General features: G+C 70.9%; 8 protein-coding genes and 2 pseudogenes. All 10 read left to right on the plus strand.

Annotated elements, in window-relative coordinates; all coding sequences use genetic code 11:
- The first annotated feature begins 21 nt into the window (after positions 1 to 21).
- The 10 genes and pseudogenes from OIE13_RS12595 to OIE13_RS12635 all read left to right on the plus strand — a co-directional run bounded on the left by OIE13_RS12595 (position 22) and on the right by OIE13_RS12635 (position 23,358).
- A complete protein-coding gene (locus OIE13_RS12595) occupies positions 22 to 1,113 on the plus strand; it encodes a tyrosine-type recombinase/integrase (RefSeq protein ID WP_326828604.1) in 1,092 nt (363 codons plus the stop codon).
- Positions 1,110 to 1,430 (plus strand): helix-turn-helix domain-containing protein, encoded by a 321-nt coding sequence (locus OIE13_RS12600; RefSeq protein ID WP_326637185.1) that lies wholly within the window; start codon positions 1,110 to 1,112, stop codon positions 1,428 to 1,430. The genes OIE13_RS12595 and OIE13_RS12600 overlap by 4 nt, the downstream gene beginning before the upstream one ends.
- The gene (locus OIE13_RS12605) at positions 1,427 to 3,745 is read left to right on the plus strand and encodes a hypothetical protein (RefSeq protein ID WP_326830041.1); all 2,319 of its coding nucleotides are present in this window, start codon (positions 1,427 to 1,429) and stop codon (positions 3,743 to 3,745) included. Before OIE13_RS12600 ends, OIE13_RS12605 begins: the two co-directional genes overlap by 4 nt.
- Positions 3,746 to 3,758: 13 nt before the next feature.
- Positions 3,759 to 4,034 (plus strand): annotated as a pseudogene (locus tag OIE13_RS36655) (Tn3 family transposase); the annotation flags it as partial.
- Positions 4,035 to 4,465: 431 nt separating this feature from the next.
- Positions 4,466 to 5,155 carry a tyrosine-type recombinase/integrase gene (locus OIE13_RS36660; RefSeq protein WP_442816065.1) on the plus strand — a complete coding sequence of 230 codons (690 nt, stop codon included), beginning with the start codon at positions 4,466 to 4,468 and terminating at the stop codon, positions 5,153 to 5,155.
- Positions 5,156 to 5,232: 77 nt separating this feature from the next.
- On the plus strand, positions 5,233 to 7,470 hold the full coding sequence (locus OIE13_RS12615; protein WP_326830042.1) for a tyrosine-type recombinase/integrase: 2,238 nt from the start codon (positions 5,233 to 5,235) through the stop codon (positions 7,468 to 7,470).
- A gap of 40 nt (positions 7,471 to 7,510) precedes the next feature.
- Entirely contained in the window at positions 7,511 to 8,215 is a 705-nt protein-coding gene (locus OIE13_RS12620) for a Tn3 family transposase (protein ID WP_326830043.1), read from the plus strand.
- Positions 8,216 to 8,252: 37 nt separating this feature from the next.
- Positions 8,253 to 8,510, plus strand: coding sequence for a hypothetical protein (locus tag OIE13_RS12625; protein ID WP_326830044.1), 258 nt, complete (start codon positions 8,253 to 8,255; stop codon positions 8,508 to 8,510).
- A 206-nt stretch (positions 8,511 to 8,716) separates the two neighbouring features.
- Positions 8,717 to 9,273 (plus strand): annotated as a pseudogene (locus OIE13_RS12630) (recombinase family protein).
- 1,146 nt (positions 9,274 to 10,419) lie between these two features.
- Complete coding sequence (locus OIE13_RS12635; RefSeq protein ID WP_326830045.1) at positions 10,420 to 23,358, plus strand: hemopexin repeat-containing protein; 12,939 nt, start codon at positions 10,420 to 10,422, stop codon at positions 23,356 to 23,358.
- Positions 23,359 to 23,626 lie beyond the last annotated feature (268 nt).

A 23,626-nucleotide genomic window follows, 5' to 3' on the forward strand; every position in this document is an offset into this window, starting at 1 on the left:
CGCTTGGCCGGGTCCGCCGGCTTGGAACTCGTCGATGGAGTGGTCCACCTCGACCCTTCAAGCGCGGTGTTCGAGGCGATGCTGCTGGGCTGGGCACGCCAGCAACGCACTCGTTTCCTCAACGAGGAGACGACGATCAAACCGCGGATGTCGCTGGTGCGGCGTTTGGCTGACTTCACGAACCAGTACCCGTGGCAGTGGCAACCTGCCGATGGTGAGGCGTTCATAGCTCACCTGCGGTCCCCGAACCGCAAGAAGCCGGTCGTTCTGTCGACAGGGCGGGGCTACGAGACCACCCTCGCTCTGTTTATGGACTTCATCACCGACCGCCGCTACGGATGGGCGGCGGAGTGCCTGGAGCGGTTCGGACAGACCCCGCAGCAGATCTTCCACGAGGACAATCGTGTCGCCCACGTGGCCGAATACGAGGGCCAGCCTGATCGCCGCCCGTTGACCTACGACGAGGTCCAAGCCCTGTTCGACGCCGCCGACAGCCGAGTTGAGGAGGCCCAGACTCGGGGCCGCAAAGGCGCGTTGACCGCGATGCGCGACTCCGCCCTGCTCAAGACGGTCTACGCCTACGGGCTGCGGCGCAACGAGGCGCGGATGCTCGACCTCGCCGACCTTCGGCGGGCTCCGAAAAGACCGCAGTACGGCAAACACGGCGGCCTCTACGTCCGCTACGGCAAGGCCTCCAACGGCAGTCCGCCCAAGCGCCGCACGGTGTTCACGGTCAAGGAGTTCGACTGGATCGTTGACGTGCTCGACCACTGGTGCACCGAGGTCCGCCCCGCCTTCTCACCTGGCAAGCTCGCCGCACTGTTTGTCACCGAACGCTCCAGCCGCATGTCCCTGCGCGGCGTCAACATGGCTTTCACCACGGCCAGAGACGCCGCTGGCCTACCGCCCGAACTGGATCTGCACTGTCTGCGGCATTCGTACATCACGCACCTCGTGGAGTTCGACTATCCCGAGAAGTTCGTGTCCATGCAGGTCGGCCACAGCTACGCCAGCACGACCGCGATCTACACCGGTGTGTCCGACGAGTACCGCAACCGGGTGATCCAGCGCGCCCTGAAGGACCGCCACCCTGACCTCTGGGAGAGTCAATGATCAAGAAAATGGGGATCACCTGGAACCTGCGCAAGCTCATGGCCGACCGCGACATGTTCCAGACGACGGACATGGTCCCGCTACTCGCCGAACGAGGCGTCCATCTCTCCCGCGAGCAGGTCTTCCGGTTGGTCACCCAGCCCCCGCAGCGGCTGTCGATGGACACCCTCGCTGCGCTCTGCGACATCCTTCAATGCACCCCGAACGACTTGATCGAAGTCGAGACGGTCAATGCCCAGGTCAGCAAGGCTGTCGGAGACACGGACCGTCCTGCGCCGCAGGTTCGGCGGACCACGATCCGTCGACCGGGCCAGTGAGCCGCACCCGCGACGAGCGCAGAGTCGCAGAACGCCACGAACGACGCGTCCGGATCATCAATGCGCTCACCACCCGCCTGCCTGACCTGGACGCGGAGGCCGCGTCGGACGCACTGCTGCAGGCGCGGGCCGAACGCGGCGTCGCCCAGCGGGAGCTCGACGAGCACTTGGCCGCGCATCCGGACGCGCTCACCTCCGGCGATCCACGTTGCCCGGCCGTGATCGTGCGCCTCGCGCAGGCCCTGCTCGCCGCCGGACACACCGGTGTCACCTCGCCCGGTTGCTCGGAATGTCGACGCACCGGCATCACGCTGCCCCGCAGCGGCCCGGGCGGCCGGATCTGCCAGGCATGCGCCGCACGAAGCTCCCTGAACAAGAAGCCGTGCGGGCGCTGCGGTCGCACCGCCAGGATTTCCGCTCGGCGCGACGAAGGTGGCATCTGCTATTCCTGCTACCGCAAGGATCCGCAGGTCACCGAGGACTGCGCGGGCTGCGGACGTTCGCGGATGCCCGCCACCCGGCGCTCGGATGGCAAGCCGCTCTGTGAAGCCTGCTGGACTCCGCCCGCGCATACCTGCACCGCCTGCGGTCGCGTCGGCCGCGCCCATTCCCTCGGCTCGGCCGGGGCGCTCTGCCCGACCTGCTACCGCCACCTTGCCCAGCCTCGCCGGACCTGCGGGAACTGCGGCAGGCACCAGCAGATTGTCCGCCGAGCCACTACCAACAGCCCTGACCTCTGCTGGAACTGCGCGACCCCGGCCGCAACCCCGTGCTCAACTTGTGGGCAGGTCCGCCCCTGCACCAAGAACTCTCAAGGGCGGCTCGTCTGCCGCACCTGTCGGCCCCGGCCCACCAGTGTGTGCTCTGCTTGCAGCCAGGTTCGCCCCGTGCACGCCCACTGGCCCCGCGGACCGGTCTGTGGCGCCTGCTATGTCCGCATCCTCGACCACTCCGATGAGTGCCACCTCTGCCACGAGCAGCAACCTCTGATCGCAAGGGACGACAGCGGTCACAACATCTGCGGCCCATGCGCCGGCATGCCCGGCATCTACACCTGCCTGGCCTGCGGCAAGGGCGGACGCCTCTACGCTGATGGCCGCTGCCCCCGCTGCGTGCTCTTGCTCCGCCTCGAAGAACACCTCGCTGGACCCGATGGCCAGGTCTCCTGCCAACTCCGTCCGCTGCAGGACGCGCTGGCCGCCGCAAACGACCCCCGCGGTGTCCTGTGCTGGCTGCGGCGAAGCCCGAACGCACACCTACTGGGCGAACTTGCCGCAAGCGGAAAGCCGCTTAGTCACGACCTTTTAGACGAACTCCCGCCCAGCCGCTACGAGCACTACGTCCGGCAGACTCTGGTTCACACCGGCGTGCTGCCCGAACGCCACGAAGACCTCGACCGGATCCCCGCCTGGCTGGATCAACTCCTGGCCGACCGGCCTACCCAGCACGCCGCCCTGATCCGACCGTTCGTCCACTGGTTCCTGCTCAAACGGGCCCGCCGCCGAGCCGCCCACCGGGGACGACCCGCCATGGCGGGCACCTACGTCCGCACCCGGGTCCGCGTCGCCCTGGAACTGCTGACCTGGCTCGACGAGCACCGACTCGCGCTCGGGGACCTCACCCAAGACCGCCTCAACCAGTGGCTCGCGGACGGCAGCACGCGCAACTACTCCATCCGCTACTTCCTAAGCTGGGCCGCCAAACGCGACCTCCTGCCGGAGATGACCATCCCGTCCATCCCTCGCCAGGATCCAACGCGGATCTTGGACGAGGATGAGCGCTGGCACCAGCTCAGCCTCTTGCTGAACGACGCCACACTGCCGCTGGACGTCCGGGCCGCCGGCGCTTTGGTGCTGCTTTTCGGGCTTCCGACCTCACGCATCCGGCATATCCACACCGGGCACCTGCACGAGCATGACGGTCAGATGCACCTCAACGTCGGCTCACCTGCGTTGCTGATCCCGCCCAAGCTGGCCAGGCTGTTGAGCCAACTCGCTGAAGGCCAGAGCCGACAAGCCAGGATCAAGACCGACGGCCCCGGGCAGCGTTGGCTCTTCCCCGGCCTGCTACCAGGGCGCCCAGCCGCCCCGTCTGGGTTCAGCCGCAAGCTCCTCGACCACGGGATCGACGCTCGGCCGGCCCGCAACGCGGCCCTCATCGCGCTCCTGGAGGATGTTCCGCCCCCGATTCTGGCCGATCTCCTCGGCCTCCACATCAACACCGTAGTTCGATGGGCCAACATCGCCAGACGCGACTGGACCGACTACCTTGCCGCCCGCGACCAGGACACGACGAATACCGCACCCTCTGAATAAGTGCACGTCCCCAGTAAACGACCAGGTCGCGGGCATCGGGCAGATGGTCGTGCCCGGCACCCCGCGCGACTCCCTGCACATCCTGGACGCACTGCTGAACCTGGACGGCGGGGTGAAGCCGGAGATGGTGGCCACCGACAACGCCTCCTATGTTGTTACATGGACACCTCTCGTCCCACAAGCCCAACTAGTAACTGGATTCAGCCAGTTCGCCAGCCGTGTGGGACCTCATCCCTGGAGGTGTCGATGCGGGTCCGGAAGCAGCGTTTGGAGAACGGGACAGTCCGGGTCGAACTGCTCGACGAGGCTGGTGAGCCAGTCGAGATCGTCTCGAGCTTCCTGCGGTCGCTGGCGGCCCGGGACTACTCGCCCAACACACTCGTCGCCTACGCCCACGACCTTCGGCACCTGTGGTGCTTCTTCGACCGCGAGGGCCTGACCTGGCAAGAGTTCGCCGCTCCGCAGGCGCTGCGGTTGCTGGAGCACTTGCGGTCCGTCCCTTCACGCAGGCCTCGGCAGCGGATGACGTTGACCGTCGCCACCGTCGATGAGGACGGGCCGGGCACGAAATTGGCGCCGACCACCGTGAACCGCGTCCTGGCCGCCATCTCCTCCTTCTATGAGTACGTCATCATGGCCGGGCAGTTCGACCGGGCGAACCCGATTGAGAAGCGGCCCGACCCGGCTCTGCAGCGGGTCTCGGAACGACACCGCCCGTTCATGGGCCGGGCCAGTCGACAGAAGCCGATCCGCCGCAGCGTGCGCGTCAAAACCGTGCAGCGGATCCCGCGGCCGCTGGACGAGGACCAGGTCAAAGCGCTGTTAGCGCAGCTCAAGCGGCTGCGTGACCGGGGCATCGTGCTGCTGATGCTCCAAGGCGGCCTGCGTCCTGGGGAAGTTTTGAGCCTGCACCTGGAGGACATCGCCTACGGCCGTCGGCGCGTGATCGTACGCCACAGGACCGACCATCCCAAGGGCGCCCGTTCCAAGTCCCGGTTCGAGCGGGTGGTCGACCTGCACGAACCAGAGACGCTGGCGATGCTGAGCGCCTATGTGATGCAGGAGCGTCCCGCCGACTCTGACAGCCCGCTGGTGTTCCTCATCGGCGGGGGCGGGATGCGGAGGCTGGAGGCGCTCAGCTATGACGGGCTGGTGCGGATGTTCTCCCGAGCGGCCGCCAAGGCTGGGATCCGCCAGCCGTGGGTGACCCCGCACGCCTGCCGCCATACACACGCCACGCGCATGTGGGAAGACGGGATGCGGGAGCTGACCTTGCAAAAAAGGCTTGGCCACGCCTCGCCGGAGTCGCTGCGGATCTATACCCGGGTCTCCGACCCCGAGGTGGTCGCCGACTACAACCGCGCCCTCGGCCAGGGCGAGTCCGGCCTGGGCGTGGGCGAGACACGGTGAGCGCCGGTCACGTGTCGGCCGCCGCTCTGGCAGCGTCCGCGCCGAAGGTCGAGCGCCCCAGCCCAACGCACTGTCCGGTGGCGCACTATGTCGATCATCTACACGATCAGGGCCTGCACCCGCAGTATCTGAGGGCGAGGCTGCGCTTCTATCGGGCCTTCACCAACAGGTGGCCGACGTTGGCCGACTGGTTCGACGAACCGTTGGTGGAACGGGTCGGCCGCCTGCCTGGGGAACCGAGCCATCAGCCGTCCTGCCCACTGTCGTTCCGCGCCCGCCGATACCTGATCTACCTCGCACTGCACGGCTACACCACGCTCGACTACCCCTTTACCCTCGCAGCCGGCCAGCTGCGCGTCGTCGACACCGCCGCGGCGCTGGGCATCGACATGGGCGTCGAGGCCCTGGTCGAGGAAGCCGTCACGCTCGGTTTCCACCGCGAATCAGCGCGGCAGGCGATGACCTGGACCGTCGCCCGCATCGCGTTGCGCACGGGCATCCTGCACGCCGACGGGATCACCGAGGAGCACATTAACGAGGCGCTGGAAGCCGTCCGCCTGTTTAGCGAACGCGACGACCTGCGCTTCTTCTATCCCTCGGCGCAGAAATACCGCGACAACGCCCAGAAAATGTGGGTCACCCACCTGCATCAGCTCCACGTCGTGCTCTTCCACCGCGGCCAGGTCCCCACCCGGCCACGCAAGAAGATGCCCGACCGCAAGCCGCCGCTGGCACTACCGCCCCGGATGCAGGCGGTCGCCCAGAGGTGGCTGGCCGCGCGGCGGCTGACCGATGCCCCCTCGACGACCGAGCAGCTGGAGCTGGCGATCCGCAACTTCGGCGACTGGCTCACTGAGCGCCACCCCGGCATCATCTCCTGGACGGAGGTGACCAGGGACCACTGCCTGGAGTGGATCGAGTATCTGGCCGACTCGCCGTCGAAGGTGACCGGCAAGCCGCTGGGCGTGATCTCCCGCAAGCAGCGCATCTCGGGGCTGTCCCAGCTGTTCCGGGAGACCGCTGCCTGGGAGTACGACGACGTCCCAGGCTACGCCCTCATCAGCGTTGGTGACGCTCCCAAAGCGCCGCAGCGGGTACCGCGATTCATCCCCGGCCACGAGCTCGATCAGCTGATGCCGGTCATCGACGAGCTCACCTGCTCGTTTCAGCGCGCCGCGCTGTTGGCGGTCCGCTGGTCCGGGGCTCGCCGGGATGAGATACGTCGGCTCCCCATCGACTGCCTGGACCGCTACCCCGACGGGACGCCTCGGCTGCGTCTCCCTGCCCGCAAGACTTATAAGGAACGGATGGTGCCGCTCCACCAGGACGCCGCCGGCGCGCTCCAGAAGGTCATCGACCTTCGTAAACAAGGACGCGACCGCCCGCTCACCGACGAGCGCACCGGCGAGCAGATCCGCTACCTGTTCGTCCGCCACGGCAAGCTCATCTCCAGCACCTACCTGTTCGTCCGCCACGGCAAGCTCATCTCCAGCACCTACCTGTTCGTCCGCCACGGCAAGCTCATCTCCAGCACCTACCTGTTCGAGGATCCGCTGCAGAAGGCAAGCAAGGCCGTCGGGCTGGTCGGCCCGGGTGGCTGGAACGGCAAACAGCGCGGCACCGTCTCGGCGCACAGATTCCGGCACACCGTCGGAACCCAGCTCGCCGAACGCGGCGCCAAGTTGCACACCATCATGAAGGTCCTTGGCCACTCCTCGGTCTCTATGGCATTGGTCTATGCCCAGGTCAGCGATCGCGAAGTGCTGCGTGACTACAAGTCCGTCCTCGAACCCGGCGCCGTCGTTGCGGGCCCTGCCGCTGAGGAGCTGAAGTCCGGGACGCTGCCGGCTGAGGCCGTTGACTGGCTGAAGAGCAACTTCCTCAAGACCGAACTCGAACTCGGCCACTGCCTGCGCCTACCCGCCGAAGGCCCCTGCGAGTGCGACCTCTATCTGACCTGCGCCAAGTTCGTCACCACTCCCGACTACGCCCCGCGCCTGCGAGCCCGGTTGGAGGTCGAGCAGCAACTCGTCCAGGACGCCAACGAACGCGGTTGGACCCGCGAGATCGAACGGCACACCGCCGTGGCCCGCCGTCTCATCGGCCTGCTCACCGACCTCGGCGAGCCCACCGATCCGGGTGACAGCAACTCTTCAGGAAGGTCATCATGCACGTCGACGGACTGGGCGAGTCGCTCAGTCCATTGCACAGCCCACCGCGTGCCCGATGCGCAGCGCCGACGAAGGAGGCGTTGCGCGGCGATCGCCCCCAGCCTGGCAGGCGGGCACCGAAGTGATGGCGATCGGTCGGCATGAGCAGGCGACAGCCCTTGACAGTGTCCATATAAACTCCGACATGGTCTTTGGCCTGCTGGAGCTGCTGGGCATCTCCTACCGGCCCGCGCTGGCGGACCTGCCGGACCAGAAGGGCTGGCGGATCAACGCCTCGGCCGACTACGGGCCGTTGAACACCTTCACCCGGGGAAAGATCGACCTGCGAAAGATCCGGCGGAACTGGGAGGACATCCTCCGCGTGGTCGCCTCGATCTACACCGGCACGGTGCGGGCCTACGACGTCGTCACCATGCTCCAGCGCGACGGTCACCCCACCGCCCTCGGCGAGGCGATCGCCTCCTACGGCCGGATCTTCAAATCGCTGCACATCCTCCAGTTCATCGACGTGGACGAGACCTACCGCCGCGGCATCAAGGACATCCGCAACCTCCAGGAGAACCGCCACTCCCTCGCCCGCAAGATCTGCCACGGCAAGAAGGGCGAGCTGCACCACCGGTACGAACGCGGCCTGGAGAACCAACTCGGAGCCCTCGGCCTGGTTTTGAACTGCGCGACTCTGTGGACGACCGTCTACCTAGACGCCGCCGTCCGCCAGCTCAAAGTCCAGGGCTACCCGGTGCGGGAGGAGGACATGGCCCGGCTCTCGCCGTTCGCCCACTCCCACCTCGGCGTCCACGGCACCTACACCTTCGCCCTGCCCGACCTGGCCCCCGGCGCCATCCGCGACCTGCGCGACCCCGACGCCTCCGAAGACGACGAGATCTGACCAGCGCGGTGAAGCAGAGGGTGGCAACGTGAGAGCCATGACGGATACCCCGGACTCAGCACCAGCGACCTACGAGGACCTGATGCGCCAGACCCGCCGGATCTACCAGGAGCTGGAGCGGTACCACGGGATCACCCGGCGGCAACTCAAGGAGGAATGGAAGACCGTCGAAGCCGCGATCTACGTCGCGCTGGACACCGACGACGAGTCCGGCCAGGTGGTCGGACAGGCCGCCTTGGACGCCGCCCAGCAGATACGGGCGCGATGGATCCCGGCATCGGACAACCTTCAGTAGCCCACGGCCAGCATCACTGGTCGTTCATCTAACGACCGTTTGACGAACACGACCGGGAAACCCCTCCTCGCCGGGGCCCGGTGCGGCGTGTCCGGTTCCGGTGTTCATTTTCCCGTTCATCTTCACCTTGCGCCCTGCTGCCGTTCGGATTCATCTCGCGAGACGTTTGATGAACGGAGGGCGGTCCCGTGGCGCTCATCGGCCTGGTGTGGGTCAGTACCGACAAGCAGAAGACCCAGCGGCAGCACGACGCCCTCGGCCCGATCTGCTGGAAGGTCTTCGAGGAGAAGACCAGCGGCAAGCTCGCCACCGCCGACCGGCCCGACCTCTTGGCCGCCCTGTCCTACATTCGCGAAGGGACCTGCTCGCGGTCCAGGGGGTCGACCGGCTCGGCCGCAACCTCCTGGAAGGGCTCATCGTCCTCAACGACCTGTTCCAGCAGGGCATCGGCGTGAAGGTCCTGGAGGGCATCGGGGCCGGAGAGCACACCGAGCGCTCCTTCATCCTCGACCTGGCCCTCGCGCTGGCCGAGGACCGGCGCCGCGACATCGTCAAGAAGGCCCTCAACGGCCTGGAGGCCGCCCGCCGCCAGGGCGAGCTCGGCGGGCGCCGCCCCGTCGTCGACGACGACAAACGCGCCGCCATCCTCGACCGCCACCGCCGCGGCGAATCCATCCGCACCATCGCCGCCGGAGTGAAGGTCTCCATCGGCGTCGTCCACAAGACGATCACCGAAGCCCGGCCGCTCGACCAGACGACCTGACCCGCGGCTCGTCACCGAACCGATACCGCGGTCCTCGGCTTATCGCTACTGGCCGTTCCGATCCTCCTCGCGGGCCGGGCCCGGGCAGGCGCCTTGTGGCCCGGGCCCCTCTCCTGCGGGGTCCTGTCGGACGAAGACCCGCACCCGCCCTACCTACCCGGGCCGCTTGCTTGGCGGGGGCTGTGCCGGGTCAAAGGACGATCAAGACGCGGAGCGGCATGCGCGCCCCGCCAGGGCGGCGGCGCTAGCGTGCGGGCACTGCCGCGCACTCCCCTGACGGGCCCGCGGCAGGCCATGCTCTCCTTCCTCACGGCGGGAGGAGCCCGGGGGCCGCCTTCCAGCCTGTCCCGGGATGCCGAAGGGGCGGGCCGGGCCACGCATGCTCACACATCCGGCCCGGGCCGGACCCGCCCGGCCGGGAGGCCCGGGCCGGACCCGCCCGGGAAACGGCCCAGGCCCCCGCTGTACAGAGCCGGAAGGACGAAGAAGCAGCCGGCCCCACCACACACCCCTACCCGCACCGGCGTACCGGTGCGGCTCGGCCGCGGGGCTTGGCAAGGTGCGGGGAAACGCGGGGAGAACTCCCCGCCGGGCCGGGGCGCGGCGGCAGGGCCCGGAGCCGCGGGCCGGGCCAGGTGCCGACTCCGCTCGCGACCGGCCGAGCGGGGTGGCCCGTCCTCTGCGAGCGGTTTTCCGGATCCGGTCAGCGAGTTTTCTTCTTGACCGAGAAAGTGCCGTCTCGGACGGAACAGAAAATGACCTGGCCGGGTCGGCATGACGCGTGGAGGGAAACGGTGGAACGCGCCGCGACGCGCTCGGCGGCGGCGTCGAGCCCACACGAACGAATTCTGTGTGCGCCGCCCTTCCACTCCGTCGCTTTTGTGCGGTGCGGTGCGGTGAACTCGCCTGCACTGCCGGGAGAACGGGGGGTCCGACCCGTGGAGAAGCCGCGGAGAGAACGCACCGGAGCAATGGGTTCGGCGGTGATCGGGCGATTTGGCCGCTACCCGGATTTGCGCTAGGTGAGAAAGGCGCATGGTCGGTGTGTCCAAAAGGTAAGTAGGCGGTGTTTCCCCGCTCCGAGATCATGAGGCGCTTGTTTCTCTCGGCGGCCCCGGCCGCCTCGGCGGGCTTGGAGATGCGCACATGGTGAGTCAAGAATCGTCGCCCGACTACACGAGCCTGTTCGGCGAACTGCGCTTTCCCGAACGCGATGACGCGCGTTCCGTGTGGTCGCCCGCCGCTTACTTCGCGGAGCTCCTGGGTCTGCTGGAGGGGACGTTCGGGCGCCCGGGGCTGCTCGACCGGCGGCCCGATCTGACCCGGATCGTGCTCGACAAGGAGAACACGTTCACCGAGACCGCCTACCTCGACATCGTCAACGAGGTGCTGGAGCGGCTCGTCGGGGACCAGCCGTACGAGACGCTCCGCAAGGCGGCGCACCCGTTCGGGCTGCCGTTCTCGCTGAAGTCCGAACGGCTGCGGGTCTGCCTCGAACAGCTGAAGGCGACACCGGAGGAGCTGTACCGGCTCTTCGCCGCCCAGGTGGATCACGACGTCGCCGCGCGCGAGTACCTGGGCCTCACTCCGGAGGACGTCGCGGTGATCACCGGGTCCGACGTCCAGGCCGCGGCGCTCGGCCAGCGGTACGGCCTCGCGGCGGGCGAGACCCTCGCGGCCCTGCGCGACACCCGCCGGTTCGCCGAGGCCACCGGCCTCACCGACGCCGAACTCCGCGAACTCGTCGCGATGGCCGGGCAGGCCGTTCCGGAAGGGCGCGTCACGCTCAACACCGGCGAGACCTCGCTCGTCCCGCCGTCCGGCGCCGACCTTCCCCCGGCCTGGCTGGACCGGGCGCACCGGCTGGTCCGCCTCGCCCGCAAGACCGGACTGACGCTGACCCACCTCGACCTCGTCCTGACGTCGTGCGCGCAGGGTCGCCTCGATCCTCCCGCCCTGCGCGCGGTGGCCGCCGTCGTCCGGCTCGGCAAGGTCCACGGGCAGACGGTCCCGGAGGTGTGCGGACTCATCGTGCCGTGGAAGCCGGATCCCAAGGTGACGGTCGAGACGTGCTCGGGCGACATCCTCACCCCCGCCAACCGCGACTACCGGTTCCGGCTGGCCCGGCTGATCGGGGTGGCGGAGCCGGACATCGTCCGGCTCGTCCTGCGGTACCGGGAGCGCTACGCCGACCGGGAGCCGAGCCCGTTCGACCGCGGGCAGGTCGGCCTCGCCGAGATCTCCTTGCTGCGCCGGGCGGGCCTGCTCGCGGCGGCGCTCGGCGTCGGCCCCGACGAGCTCTGCGACGTGCTCGTGGCGTTGGAAGGCGACCCCTCCGTCCAGCGCTACAGCACGTTCGCGGTGCTGGGCGGGCCCGCTCCGGAGACGCGCGACTTCCACAAGGTGCTGGAGGGCGGCGCACCGGAGCAGGCGCTGTGGCTGGCCCAGACCCTGTTCGCGGTGATCACGTGGATGCGCGCCGCGGGATTCGACGGCGCGGAGCTCGCCGGCATCCTCGGCGGCCGGCCCGACCCCGCCACCGGGGATCCGCACGGCCTCGCCGCACTGTTCGCCAGGCTCCGCGACGCCCTCGACCCCGTCGCGCTCGGCCCCGACGCGCTGCGGTCGGACAGGTTCGGCCCCAGGGCGGCCCGGGTGATCCACGACGTGCTCGCCGCCTTCCCCGACGGGGTCGTGGCCGCCGTCGGCAGCGGGCTGCTGGAGGTCCACCGGGAGAAGGCCGAGAAGGCCGCCTACGAGGCGGTCACCGACCTCGGCGTCGTCTTCCCCTCTGACCTCACCGGGCTCGGCCTGGGCGACCGGCTCCAGGCGAAGATCTTCCGCAATCTGGTCCTGCGCGGCGTGCTGGGCGCCGACGGAGAGCTCGCCGCGCCGCCCGAGCGGGAGCCGGACCTCGCCGGCGACTTCACCGGCCACCGGGACGCCCTGTTCGAGATCATCGCGGACGAGGTGGACGGCCCCGCGGAACTCCACCCCTCCCACTTGGAGCGCCTGCCGGGCCTGAGCCCGCAGGAGCGCCGGGAACTGTACGACAACCTCGTCTACCGCCGCCATCTCGGCGAGGACGGCACGGTGCTCGACCCCGACTTCTTCCGCGACCCCGACAACGCCGGGGACCTGTCGGTGAACGTCCCCCTCGCCGACGCGGCCGCGCCGGTCGCGGAGCTGCTTCGCGAGCGCCTCGCGGAGTTCCGCACCTCCCCTCTCACCCTCGACTCGTCAGTCCTGGCGGGGCTCCGCCTCACCGACGCGCAGTTCGGCAGGCTGGTCGACAGCCTCCGCTTCAACGGCCACCTCGACGCCGAGCGGCGCTACACCGACAAGGAGGCGCTGCTGCGCGCCGCGCCCGCCGACTTCGGCCTGGCCGCCGAGTTCGCCGCCCTGCGCCCGGCCGTCCTGGCGGCGCTGCGCGGCCAGGTCGCGGAGTTCCATGCCGGGCTGACGACCTTCACGGCCGAGGACTTCGCCGACCTCGCCGACGACCTCGCGGCACACCGCGTCCACCGTGCGCTCGACGACGCCTGGCTGGACGAGGGGCAGATCGCCGACCCGGGCGAGTTCGCCGAGCCCGGCGGCGCCGTGGACCTCGGCTCGGGGTTCACCGGCGCGGACGAGAGCGCCGTGTTCGACGCGATGGCGGCGATCGCCGCGCAGGAGGCGCCCTACCGGGTCTCCCGGAGCGCGTTCACCGCCCTCGGGCTCACCGATCTCCACGCCGACCGGCTCCTGGACCGCCTCGTGACCGCCGGGCACCTGACCGAGCGCCACGCCGTGGCGCGGGACCGACTCGCCTACTTCGCCAACGCCGACAACTCCCTCGACTTCACCCTCCCCGACATGGTGGACTTCGCCCGCGAAGTCTTCTTCGTCCTGCACGACACCGCGACGGCGCTGACGGCCGCCGTCACCGAGGCGACCGACCGGGTCGCCGAACTGGCCGGCAAGCAGGACCAGGCCCTGCACGCCTGCCTGTCCGACGTCCTGGGTCTGGACGCGGCCGCGACCAGGGCCGTGGTGGAGTGCGTCGCGGGGAGCGCGCGGGAGGCGCGGGCCTTGTTCGCCCGGCCCGCCCTGGACACCGACGGGACGCCCACCGATCCGCGCGTTGTCCTGGCCCACCGGCGGATCCGCAGATTCGCGCTGCTGGCCGCCAAACTCGGGCTGCGCGCCGCCGAGATCCGTGCGGTCTTCGCCGACCAGGACCTCACCGGCAAGTACCCCGAGCCGCTGACCCTGCCGCCGGGCGTCGCCCGCATCCAGGCGCTGCTCGACGCGGGCGACGGCGTGATCCTGCTCTTCGGCGACGACGGCGGTTACTGGACGTACTCCGCCGCCACCCGCGCCCGCACGAGCCCGGCGCGCCGTCCGCTCACCGACCTGTCGCCCCGGCTCTCGGCCCTGGCCGCGGTGGACGCCGCGTTCGTGCGTCCCGACGGCACCTCCTGGCTCGTCGGACGCGACGCCAAGGGCGCCGCGCTGGCCTTCACCAGGGAGAAGGGCGGCACCCGGTGGGCGCCGCGGGCACAGAGGTGGGGGAAGGTCAAGAACGCGTTCGCCGACCCGGTCCGGATCGACGGCGCGTTCACCGACAACGACGGCCGCGTCTACCTGTTCGCCGGTGACCAGTACGTCCGCTACTCCGCGGGCTACGACACCGTGGACGAGGGGTACCCGCGCGACGTCGCCGAGTGGCGCTCCCGCGAGGGCCTGCCCGCCCCGCGCGTGCGCGAGGCGGTGGACGCCTGCTTCCAGGACCTCGACGGCGTTGTGCACGTCTTCGCCGGGGACCGCTGGATCACGACGGCGGAGGAGCGGCCCGCCGCCGAGGTGTGGGGACGGGTGGAGACCCGTTTCGCCGACCTCAAGTCCGTCGACGCCGCCTACACGACGGCGTCGGCCGTCCACGTGCTGTCCGGCGGGGAGATGCTGCGGTACTCCGACAGCATCGAGAACGCCGGCGTCCTCGCCGACGAGGGCGTGCCGCGCCGCCTGCGCGACCTGCCGCCGCAGTTCGAGGGCGGCGTCGAGGCGGCCTTCACCGACCCGTCGGGCGTGCTGCACCTGTTCAAGGCGGGCCGGACCGTCGCGCTCGACGGCGCCCGCGCGACCACGGCCGTGACGGCGGAACGCTGGGGCGCGCTGTCCCCCGCGCTGACCGCAGGCCGGGTGGACGCCGGCTTCGCCGGGCTCGACGGGCGCACCTACCTCTTCAGCGGCGACACCTACCTGCGGTACTCCACCGCCGACTACACCACGGTCGACTCCGGCTTCCCCCGCCGGATCGCCGACGACTGGGGCGGGCTCACCCGTGTGGACGCCTCGTTCGTCATGGACGGCAGAACGTACCTGTTCGGCACCGGCGGCCTGGTCCGCGAGATCCCCGCCGACCACCAGCCCGACCTGGACGCCGGACGGCTCACCCCCGCGCTGCGCGCCCTGTTCGCCGAGCACGGCCTCACCGTCACCGCGCTGCGCGGGAGCGCGCCGCGCTGGGAGCTCACCACCGGGGAGGGGGTCGCGCTGACCGTCGTCCGCGAAGGACTCCGGCTGAAGGCGCGGGGAGACGGCGCGGCGTTCTACGTCCGCTACTCCGCGCGCGACTACCGCACCCCCGACCCCGGCTTCCCCAAACCACTGGCCGACAACTGGTGGAACATGCCGGAGGGCATGCGGCTCGGCCCTGTCGACGCCGTGTTCACCGGCCGCGACGAGCGCACCTACCTCTTCTCAGGCGACAGGTTCGTCTGGTTCGACGCCCGGCACCGGTGGTGGTCGGAGCCGATGGCGCTGCGCGAGCGGTGGGACAGCCTGCCCTTCGCGCGCGTCGACGCGGCGTTCGTCGGCGCCGATGGCCGCACCTACGTGTTCTCCGGCGACCGCCACGTCCGCTACTCCACCGCCGACCGCACCCAGGTCGACGACGGCTACCCGGCGCAGAACGCGGGCCGGTGGGGCCGCGTCGCGCACACCCTCGCCCGCACGGGCCGGGTGGACGCCGCGTTCGTCCTGGACGCCCCCGAACAGGTGGACGGCGTCGAGGTCGTGCGCACCCGCACCTACCTGTTCTCCGGCGACCAGTACGTGCGCTACACCGGCGCCGCGCTCACCGTCGTCGACCCCGGCTACCCGCGCCGGATCGCGGAGCTGTCCGGCGAGCCCGGCCTCGCCGCGCTGCCCGTCACGCTCGACGGGGTGGACGCGGCGTTCGCCGACCGGCGCACCGCCTACCTGTTCCGGGGCGGCGAGTGCCACGCGGTGTCCACCGCGGGCCACCGCCGCTACACCGACCTGCCGGTCGGCGGGGTGCGCTGCGCCTACGTCGAGGACGGCTCGCTCGTCGTCGAGACCGCCGACGGATGGCGGCGGCTGTCGGCGCTGGAGGGCAGGACGGTCGCGGCGGCCCCGTTCCGGCCGCGCGCCCTGCGGACCGTCCCGGCGCGCTTCACCAGCGGCCTGGACGCCGTCCTCACCGGCGCGGACGGCGTCACCTACCTGTTCCGCGGGCCGTCGTGCTTCAACACCCAGGTCGGCCGCGACTACCCGATCGCCGAAGAGTGGGGCAGGCCCAGGGACCTCCTGCGCGAGACCGGCGAGGTCGACGCGGCGTTCGCCGCCCGCGACGGCAGGATCCACCTGTTCAGCGGCGACCAGTACGTCACGCACGCGCCGGGCGCGGCACTCGCCGAGGGCGACCCGAAGCCGATCGCCGACCGCTGGGCCGGACTGGAGGGCGTCGCGCTGGCCTACGTGCACCGCGGCAAGACGCACCTCTACGGCAAGCCGGACGCCGCCGGCAGGGTCCGCCACGTCGTTTACTCCGACGAGTCGTGCGCCGCGCCGGACCCGGGCTACCCGGTGACGATCGAGGCGGCCGCGGCCTTCCCCGGTTCGCCGCTGCCCTTCCCCGACGCCGTCCTGGTGGAGGACACGGCGCTGGTCCTGCTCGCCGGCAAGCGGTGCGCCACCTACAGCGACCGGACCGGGGTCTGGTCGGCGGTCCGCCCGATCGAGCGGCTGTACCCCGGCTTCGGCGCGGGCCTCGACGCCCCCGACGGCCTCAGGTCGGCGCTGCGGACCGCCGACGGCGCCGTCTGGTTCTTCTTCGCCGACACCTGCGCGCCGTTCCAGAACGAGGCGTTCGGCCCGCGGGTCAAGGTCCGCGACCAGTGGGGCCGCTCGCCGAACCCGTTCCTGGCGCCCGGCGCGACCGTCGATGCGGCCTTCGTGTGGCGCGGCGACCGCACCTACCTGTTCTCCGGCGACCGCTACGTCCGCTACACCGGCCGCGTCTACCGGCACGTCGACCCCGGCTACCCCAAGCCGATCGCGGGCAACCTCCGCCGCGAGGAGCCGTTCGCGCGCCTTCCGGAGACCTTCGAGGACGCCCTGGACCGGCCGCTGGACGCGGTCGTCGGCAACGACAGGACCGTCCACGTCCTCGTCGGCGGCGTCTGCCACACCGCGTCGAGTGAGCTCGCCGCCACGTTCGGCACCGGCCGGCTCGGCGCCCTCCGCAACAACCTCGCGGCGACCGGCAAGGTGGACGCCGCGCTCGTCGCCGACCGGCGGATCTACCTGTTCTCCGGGGACCAGTACGTCCGCTACTCCGGCGCAGACCGCACGTTCGTCGACGACGGCTACCCGCGCGCCCTTGCCGACCTTCCCGGCGACCTGAGCCTGGCCGCGCTGCCGTCCGCGTTCCAGGACGGCGTCGACGCGGCGTTCCGCGGCGCCGACGGCGTCGTCCGGCTGTTCCGCGGGCGCGAGTTCTTCGCCGCCGGGACCGCCGGCCCCGTGGCGGGCCGCTGGGGCAAGGTCCGCAACTCCTTCGACACCGGCCCGCTGGACGCCGCGTTCACCGCCCCTTCGGGAGAGCTCTACGCGTTCAGCGGCGGCCAGTACGTCCGCTACCCGGCCACCGGAACCCTCGACCACCCCGAGGCCGGCTACCCCCGGACCGTCCGCGACGACTGGGGCGACGCCCCGCAGGACTTCGAGGACGGCCCCGACGGCGCGTTCACCCTCGACGGCCGCACCTACCTGCTCAAGGGAGACCGGTACCTGCGCTACTCCGGCCCGTACCACCAGGTCGACCGGACCTTCCCGCAGCAGTTCCGGCACCGGTGGTCCGGCACCGCCGACCACCGGCTGAGCGACCTGCACACCATCGTCCGCTTCGCCGCGCTCTGCCGGGGCCGCGATGGCCTCGCCGCGTTCTTCCTCGACGGCGCCGAGGACCCGTACGCCTACCTCGCCTCCGCGTTCGGCTGGCCGCTGGAGGAGGTGCGCTGGGCCCGGCGGAACATGGGCCTGCTGCGGCCCGGCACCAGCGAGGAGCACCTGTTCGAGATCGAGTTTCTGCTCACCCTCGCAGACGCCTTCGGAGCCTCGGCCAAGACCGGCATCGGGGTCCCCGAGCTGTACGGCGTGTGGGCGAAGATGTTCGGGCCCGCGCCCGACCTCGACGGGGCGGCGGCCGCCGTGCGCGCCGCGATCGAGCGGAGGGCGTCGCCGCAGGAGTGGCCGAAGATCTCCGCCGCCATGCGCGACAGGCTGAACGTCCGCAAGCGCGACGCGCTCGTCGCCCGGCTGACCCCTCTGCACGGGAACGCCCGCGACCTGTACGAGCGGTACCTGATCGACGTGGAGATGGGCGGGCAGGGCACCACGTCCCGCGTCCGCGAGGCGATCGCCGCGACCCAGCTCTACCTCCAGAGGTACCTCCTCGGCCTGGAGAAGGTCACCCTGCCCGCCGGCGTCGATCCCGAGGCCGTCCGCGCCAGGCTGCGCACCTGGTGGGGGTGGATGCGCAGCTACCGCACCTGGGAGGCCAACCGGAAGGTCTTCCTCTACCCGGAGAACTACCTGCGGCCCGAGCTGCGCGACCGCAAGACCCCCGCGTTCTCCGCGCTCCAGGACGACCTCCTGCAGGGCGACATCACGGAGAAGGCCGTCCAGGCCTCCTACAAGCGCTACCTCGACGAGTACACCGAGGTCTCCCGCCTGACCATCGCGGGCGGCTACGTGTACCGGCCCGAGGGGACCGCGGCCGAGGTGCGCAGGCTCGTCCTGTTCGGCAGGACCCGCACCGACCCGCGCCGCTACTACCACCGCACCGCCGAGTTCCGCGACGGCGGCAGGCTCTCGGCCGCCTGGGACGCCTGGGAGAAGGTGGACGTCCAGATCGCCGCCGACCGGGTGGACCCGGTGCACGCCTTCGGCAGGATCTTCGTGTTCTGGTCGACGGTCGAGCCCGTCCCGCCGGCCGACCCGTCCAAGGTCACCGTCACCGCCAAATCGTCGGGCTCGGATCAGAAGGTGAGCGGGCCGCCGCCGCGCTACCAGGTCAAGATCCGCTACTCCTTCCGCAACCTCGACGGCGCCTGGGTCGCGCCCCAGGTGCTCGCCTCCGACGCCGAGCGGGAAGGCCAGATCACCGACGTCAGCCTGTACGTGCAGGCTTCCCGCAAGGTCCCCGGCGTCAGCGAGCACGACTCGATCATCGTGCAGTGCTCCTACACCGTCGGCTCGACCGCCCACTCCGCGGCGTTCACGCTCACCCCGGAGCTGTACGCGCTGCCCGCCGCGACGGTCACGCCGCCGCCCCGCGCGGCCGACCTGTCCGCGCTGTTCGCCGAACCCGCCGAGACGCCCATCACCCCGGACCGGGTCGTGCGGTTCAACGCGCCCGCCGACAGCGAGGACGGCCCCTGGTTCAGCGTCGACCACAAGGGCGGCAGCTTCCTGTGCCGCCCCGTCGCGGCCCCCGCGGACCCGGCGCCGGTCCAGCCGTTCAAGGGTAACGCCGACAGGCTGCCGACCACCTGGGACCGCGTGGACGCCGCGGTCCGCCTGCCCGACGGCACCCTGTACTTCTTCGAGTCCGCGACCGGCATCCACGTCGCCGTGCCGCCGGACAAGGTGACGTCGCGGCAGACCCGCCAGCCCACCGGGGACAGGTTCGGCGCGGTGTCCACCCGCATCCTGCGCACGGGGGCCGTGGACGCCGGGTTCTTCCGCACGCACACCTACCTGTTCAGCGGGGACGAGTACTACCGCTACCCGGTGATCTCGGGTCCGTCGGTCCTCGGCCCGCTGGAGACCGGCTACCCCAAGAAGCTCGCCGGCAACACCGAGCGCCTGCCGCAGTGGCAGGCGATCGACGCCGCGGTCACCCTGCCGGGCGGCACCGAACTGTTCTACGCCAAGGCCGTCGGCTTCGTCACCGGCGACGACCTGGCCAACGCCCGGTCGGCCGCCGCCGAATGGCGGGTTCCCGCGAGCGCCGCCGTGGACCGCTTCCACGTGGCCGATGGCAAGGCCTACGCCGTCTTCGGCGACAGGTACGTCAAGCTGCGGTCCGACCTCGCCGCCGAGCACCCGCCCAAGGCGCTGGCCGGCAACACCGACGGCGTCCCGGAGCAGCGCCCGCCCGGACCGGTCGTGCACGCGGGCCGCGCCACCCTGGCGTTCGACAACGCCAACGCCGTCTTCAAGCAGAGCGGCAGCGGCAGCTCCGAAGGGCTGCGCGACACCCGCGGGCTCGGCCGCGCCACGACCGAGTTCGGGCGGACGGGCGAGGTCACCGCCGCGTACCTCGCCGACGGGAAGCTGTACCTCGTCGGGCCGCGCGAGTTCGTCAGGTTCACCCTGGCGGCCGACGGGACGGTCCCGGACTTCGCCGACGACGGCTACCCGAAGCCGACCGCCCAGCAGATCCGCGGCGTGCTGTCGCGCGGCGACCAGCGGTTCGCGTTCGGCCCCGCCGGCTACGCGCCGATCCCCAAGGGCTGGGAGCCCTCGACCCCGCTGACCTTCCTGCCCTACCGGGGCAACTGGCGCGGCCTGCCCGCGGGATTCCCCGGCGACTTCACCGGGCTGCTGGAGGGCGACACCCACCTGTACCTGTTCCTCGGCCAGGGATACGCCGCCCACCCCTACGCCGACGCCGCCCCGCGCCCGTTCGAGGTCGCCTCCCTGCCGACCCAGCTCATCCGGCTCACCTCCAGCACCGCGGCCGAATTGAACCGGAGGCTGCTCACCGGCGGCGTCCCCGCCCTGCTCGACCCCGCCACGCAGGAGCTCGACGAGCTGCCCGCCTTCAGCACCACGGCGTCGAACGCCTCGACCATCCGGATCAAGCCGCGGATCGCGCCCCACGCGCCCGTCAGCTCCCACCTCGACTTCGACAGCGCCAACGGCCCGTACTACTGGGAGATCTTCTTCCACGCGCCGCTGCTCATCGCGCAGACCCTGAACGGCGGGCAGCGCTTCGAGGACGCCCGCCGCTGGTACGAGTACGTCTTCGACCCGACCCGGATCGCCCGCTACTGGCGGTTCCTACCGTTCCTCGCCGCCGACGTGGACGCGCTCGTCGCCCGCACCCGCCAGGACCTGACCGAGCTGGCGTCGCCCGGGATGGAGACCCGGCTGAACCCCGTCCTCACCGCGCTGTCGGCGCTCACCCCCGCGTTCCGGCGCGCCCGCGACCTCACCGGCGCCGAGCTGGCGTACCTGGCCGACCTCGGCGGGACGGGCCTCGACCAGGTCAGGGCGGCCCTGGCCGCCCTGACGCCCGACGCCCGCACCGCCGCGCTCGGCGAGCGCATCGAGATGATCGCGCGGCTGCGCCGCCAGTACGACCTCATGGGCGACCGCCGAGCTCTCATCCAGGCCTACCTCGACGACCCGTTCGACCCGCACACCATCGCGGCGCTCCGCCCGGAGGCCTACCGGCGCGCCGTCGTCATGGCCTACATCGACAACCTCCTCGACTGGGGCGACATGCTGTTCCGGCAGTACACCGCCGAGACGGTCGACGAGGCGCGGATGCTGTACGTCTACGCCTACGACCTGCTCGGGCCCCGCCCCGTCACGCTCGGCCCCGCCGCGCTGCCGCCCGCCGCCCCCTACGCCCTCACCGAAGGCGACGGACCCGGCGAGACCGGCCACCTCACCGCCGACGGCACCCTGCTCAAGGACTCCGGCGCCGTCCACGCCGGCATCGCCAACCCCTACTTCTGCGTGCCGGGCAATGAGCTGTTCCAGGAGTACTGGACCCGCGTCGAGGACCGGCTCACCAAGATCCGGGCGTCGCTCGACATCCTCGGCGTCGCCCGGCCGCTCCCGCTGTTCGACCCGCCCCTCGACGTCATGGCGCTCGTGCGCGGCGCGGCCGAGGGCGGAGGGCTCGACGCGGCGATGGCGGCGGCGGCCGTGCCGGTGCCCGTGCACCGGTTCGACTTCGTGCTCCAGCGGGCCCGCGAGCTGACCGACCGGCTCCGGCAGCTCGGCACCGACCTACTGGAGGCGGTCGACCGGCGCGACTCCGAGGAACTGGCCCTGCTCCAGCAGCGCCAGCAGGGCGAGATCATCGGCCTCACCCGCAAGATCAGGGAACTCCAGGTCAAGATCGCCGAAGAGGGCGTCGCCGAGGCCCGCGACGCCAGGACCGCCGCCGAAGCGCGGGTCGCGCACTACCAGAAGCTCATCAACGACGGCATGTCGCCGCTCCAGCAGGCGCAGATCGCGATGATGTCCCTCGGCGCCATAGGCCAGTTCGTCTCGGCCGGCCTGAAGATCGGCTCCGGCATCGCCGCGGCCGTCCCGCAGGCCAAGCTCGGCCCGTTCATCGTCGGCGCCGAGACCGGCGGCCTCCAGCTCAGCAAGGCCCTCGAAGCCGCGGGCGAGGTGTCCGCGAGCTTCGGCGAGGGCTTCAGCATGATCGGCGAGGTCCTCGGCCTCCGGGCCGAGTTCGACAGCCAGGTGGAGGACTGGCGGTTCCAGCTCGACACCAGCCGCTCCGACGTCGTCCAGGTCGGCCACCAGATCACCACCGCCGACCTCCAGCTCGCCATCGCCCGCCGCGAGCTGGAGATCCACGACCGGGAAGCGGCCCAGCACGCCGCCGTCACCGACTTCCTCACCGCCAAGTTCGCCGGCCCCCAGCTGTACGGCTGGATGGTCGGGCAGATCTCGGGCCTGTACTTCCAGACCTACAAGCTCGCCCACGACATGGCCCGCGCCGCCGAACGCTCCTACGAGAGCGAGCGCGGTGCGTCCCCCGGCCTGATCCGGGCTGCGTACTGGGACTCGCGCCGCAAGGGCCTGCTCGCCGCCGACCAGCTCGCCCTCGACCTCGACCGGCTCGGCCAGGCCTACTACGAGACCGACGCGCGCGGGATGGAGATCACCAAGCGGGTGTCGCTGCTCGGCCTCGACGCGCCCGCCCTGCTCGCGCTGCGCGACACCGGACGCTGCGAGTTCGCGCTCACCGAGACCCTTTTCGACCGCGACTTCCCCGGCCACTACCAGCGGCGGATCAAGTCCGTCAGCGTCGCCTTCCTGACCGCCGAAGGCCCCGTTCCCGTCAACGCGACCCTCACCCAGATCGACAACAAGACGGTGCTCGCGGCCGACCCCAAGGCCGTCCGCTTCCTCCTCGACCCGAAGGGGCCGCCGCCGGAGAGCGTGCGCGGCGACTGGCTGCCCGGGCAGCGCATCGCCCTGTCGGAGGTCCAGGACGGCGAGGACAGCGGCGTGTTCGACCTGCGCTACGACGACCAGCGGCTGCTGCCGTTCGAGGGGACCGGCGCGGTCTCGCGGTGGCGGCTGGAAGCACGGCGCGTCCCCGCCGGGCTCGTCGACGTGGCCGTCACCGTCCGGTACACCGCGCGCGACGGCGGCGAGACCTTCGCCACGGCCGTGCGCGGCATGCTCAAGCCCTACCCGGCGGCGATCCTCCTCGACGTGGAGAGCCGCTTCCCCGAGGAGTGGGAGGCCTTCCTTGGGGACGGCGGCGAACTGCTCCTGCCGATCACCCAGAACCTCTTCCCCGGCATCTCGGGGCGGCAGGTCACCGGGATCGTCGCCCAGTACGCGGCACCGGACACCGAGGCGAGGTTCCTGCTGCACGGCGACCCGGCGCTCGCCCTCGCCGCCGGCCGTCTGGTGCAGACGCCGGGACTCAACGCGGACAACCGCCCCTGGCGGCTGACCGCCTCCGGCGACCCCGCCGGACTCGCCGGCTTCTCCCTCATCCTCCTCTACCGCGCGCTCCCCTAGGAAGGCGACCATGGCCAACGACAAGACCTCCGCGCAGCGCAAGAAGAAGAGGAAGAAGTCCTCCGACGGCGACAGGACCTCCGCACGGGCGGGCTCGCCCATGGACGTCGACAGCTCCTCGTCCGGCACGGACTCCGGCGACGAGTCCGACACGGGCGGCAGCACCGGAAGCAGCGCCAAGAAGCCGCGACTCAGCTCCACGTCCTCCTTTGGTTCCTTCGGCGGCGCAAGCCAGTCCGGATCTCCGGCGTCGCGGCAGAACACCCCG

Source organism: Streptosporangium sp. NBC_01810 (assembly GCF_035917355.1).
Taxonomy (GTDB): Bacteria; Actinomycetota; Actinomycetes; order Streptosporangiales; family Streptosporangiaceae; genus Streptosporangium.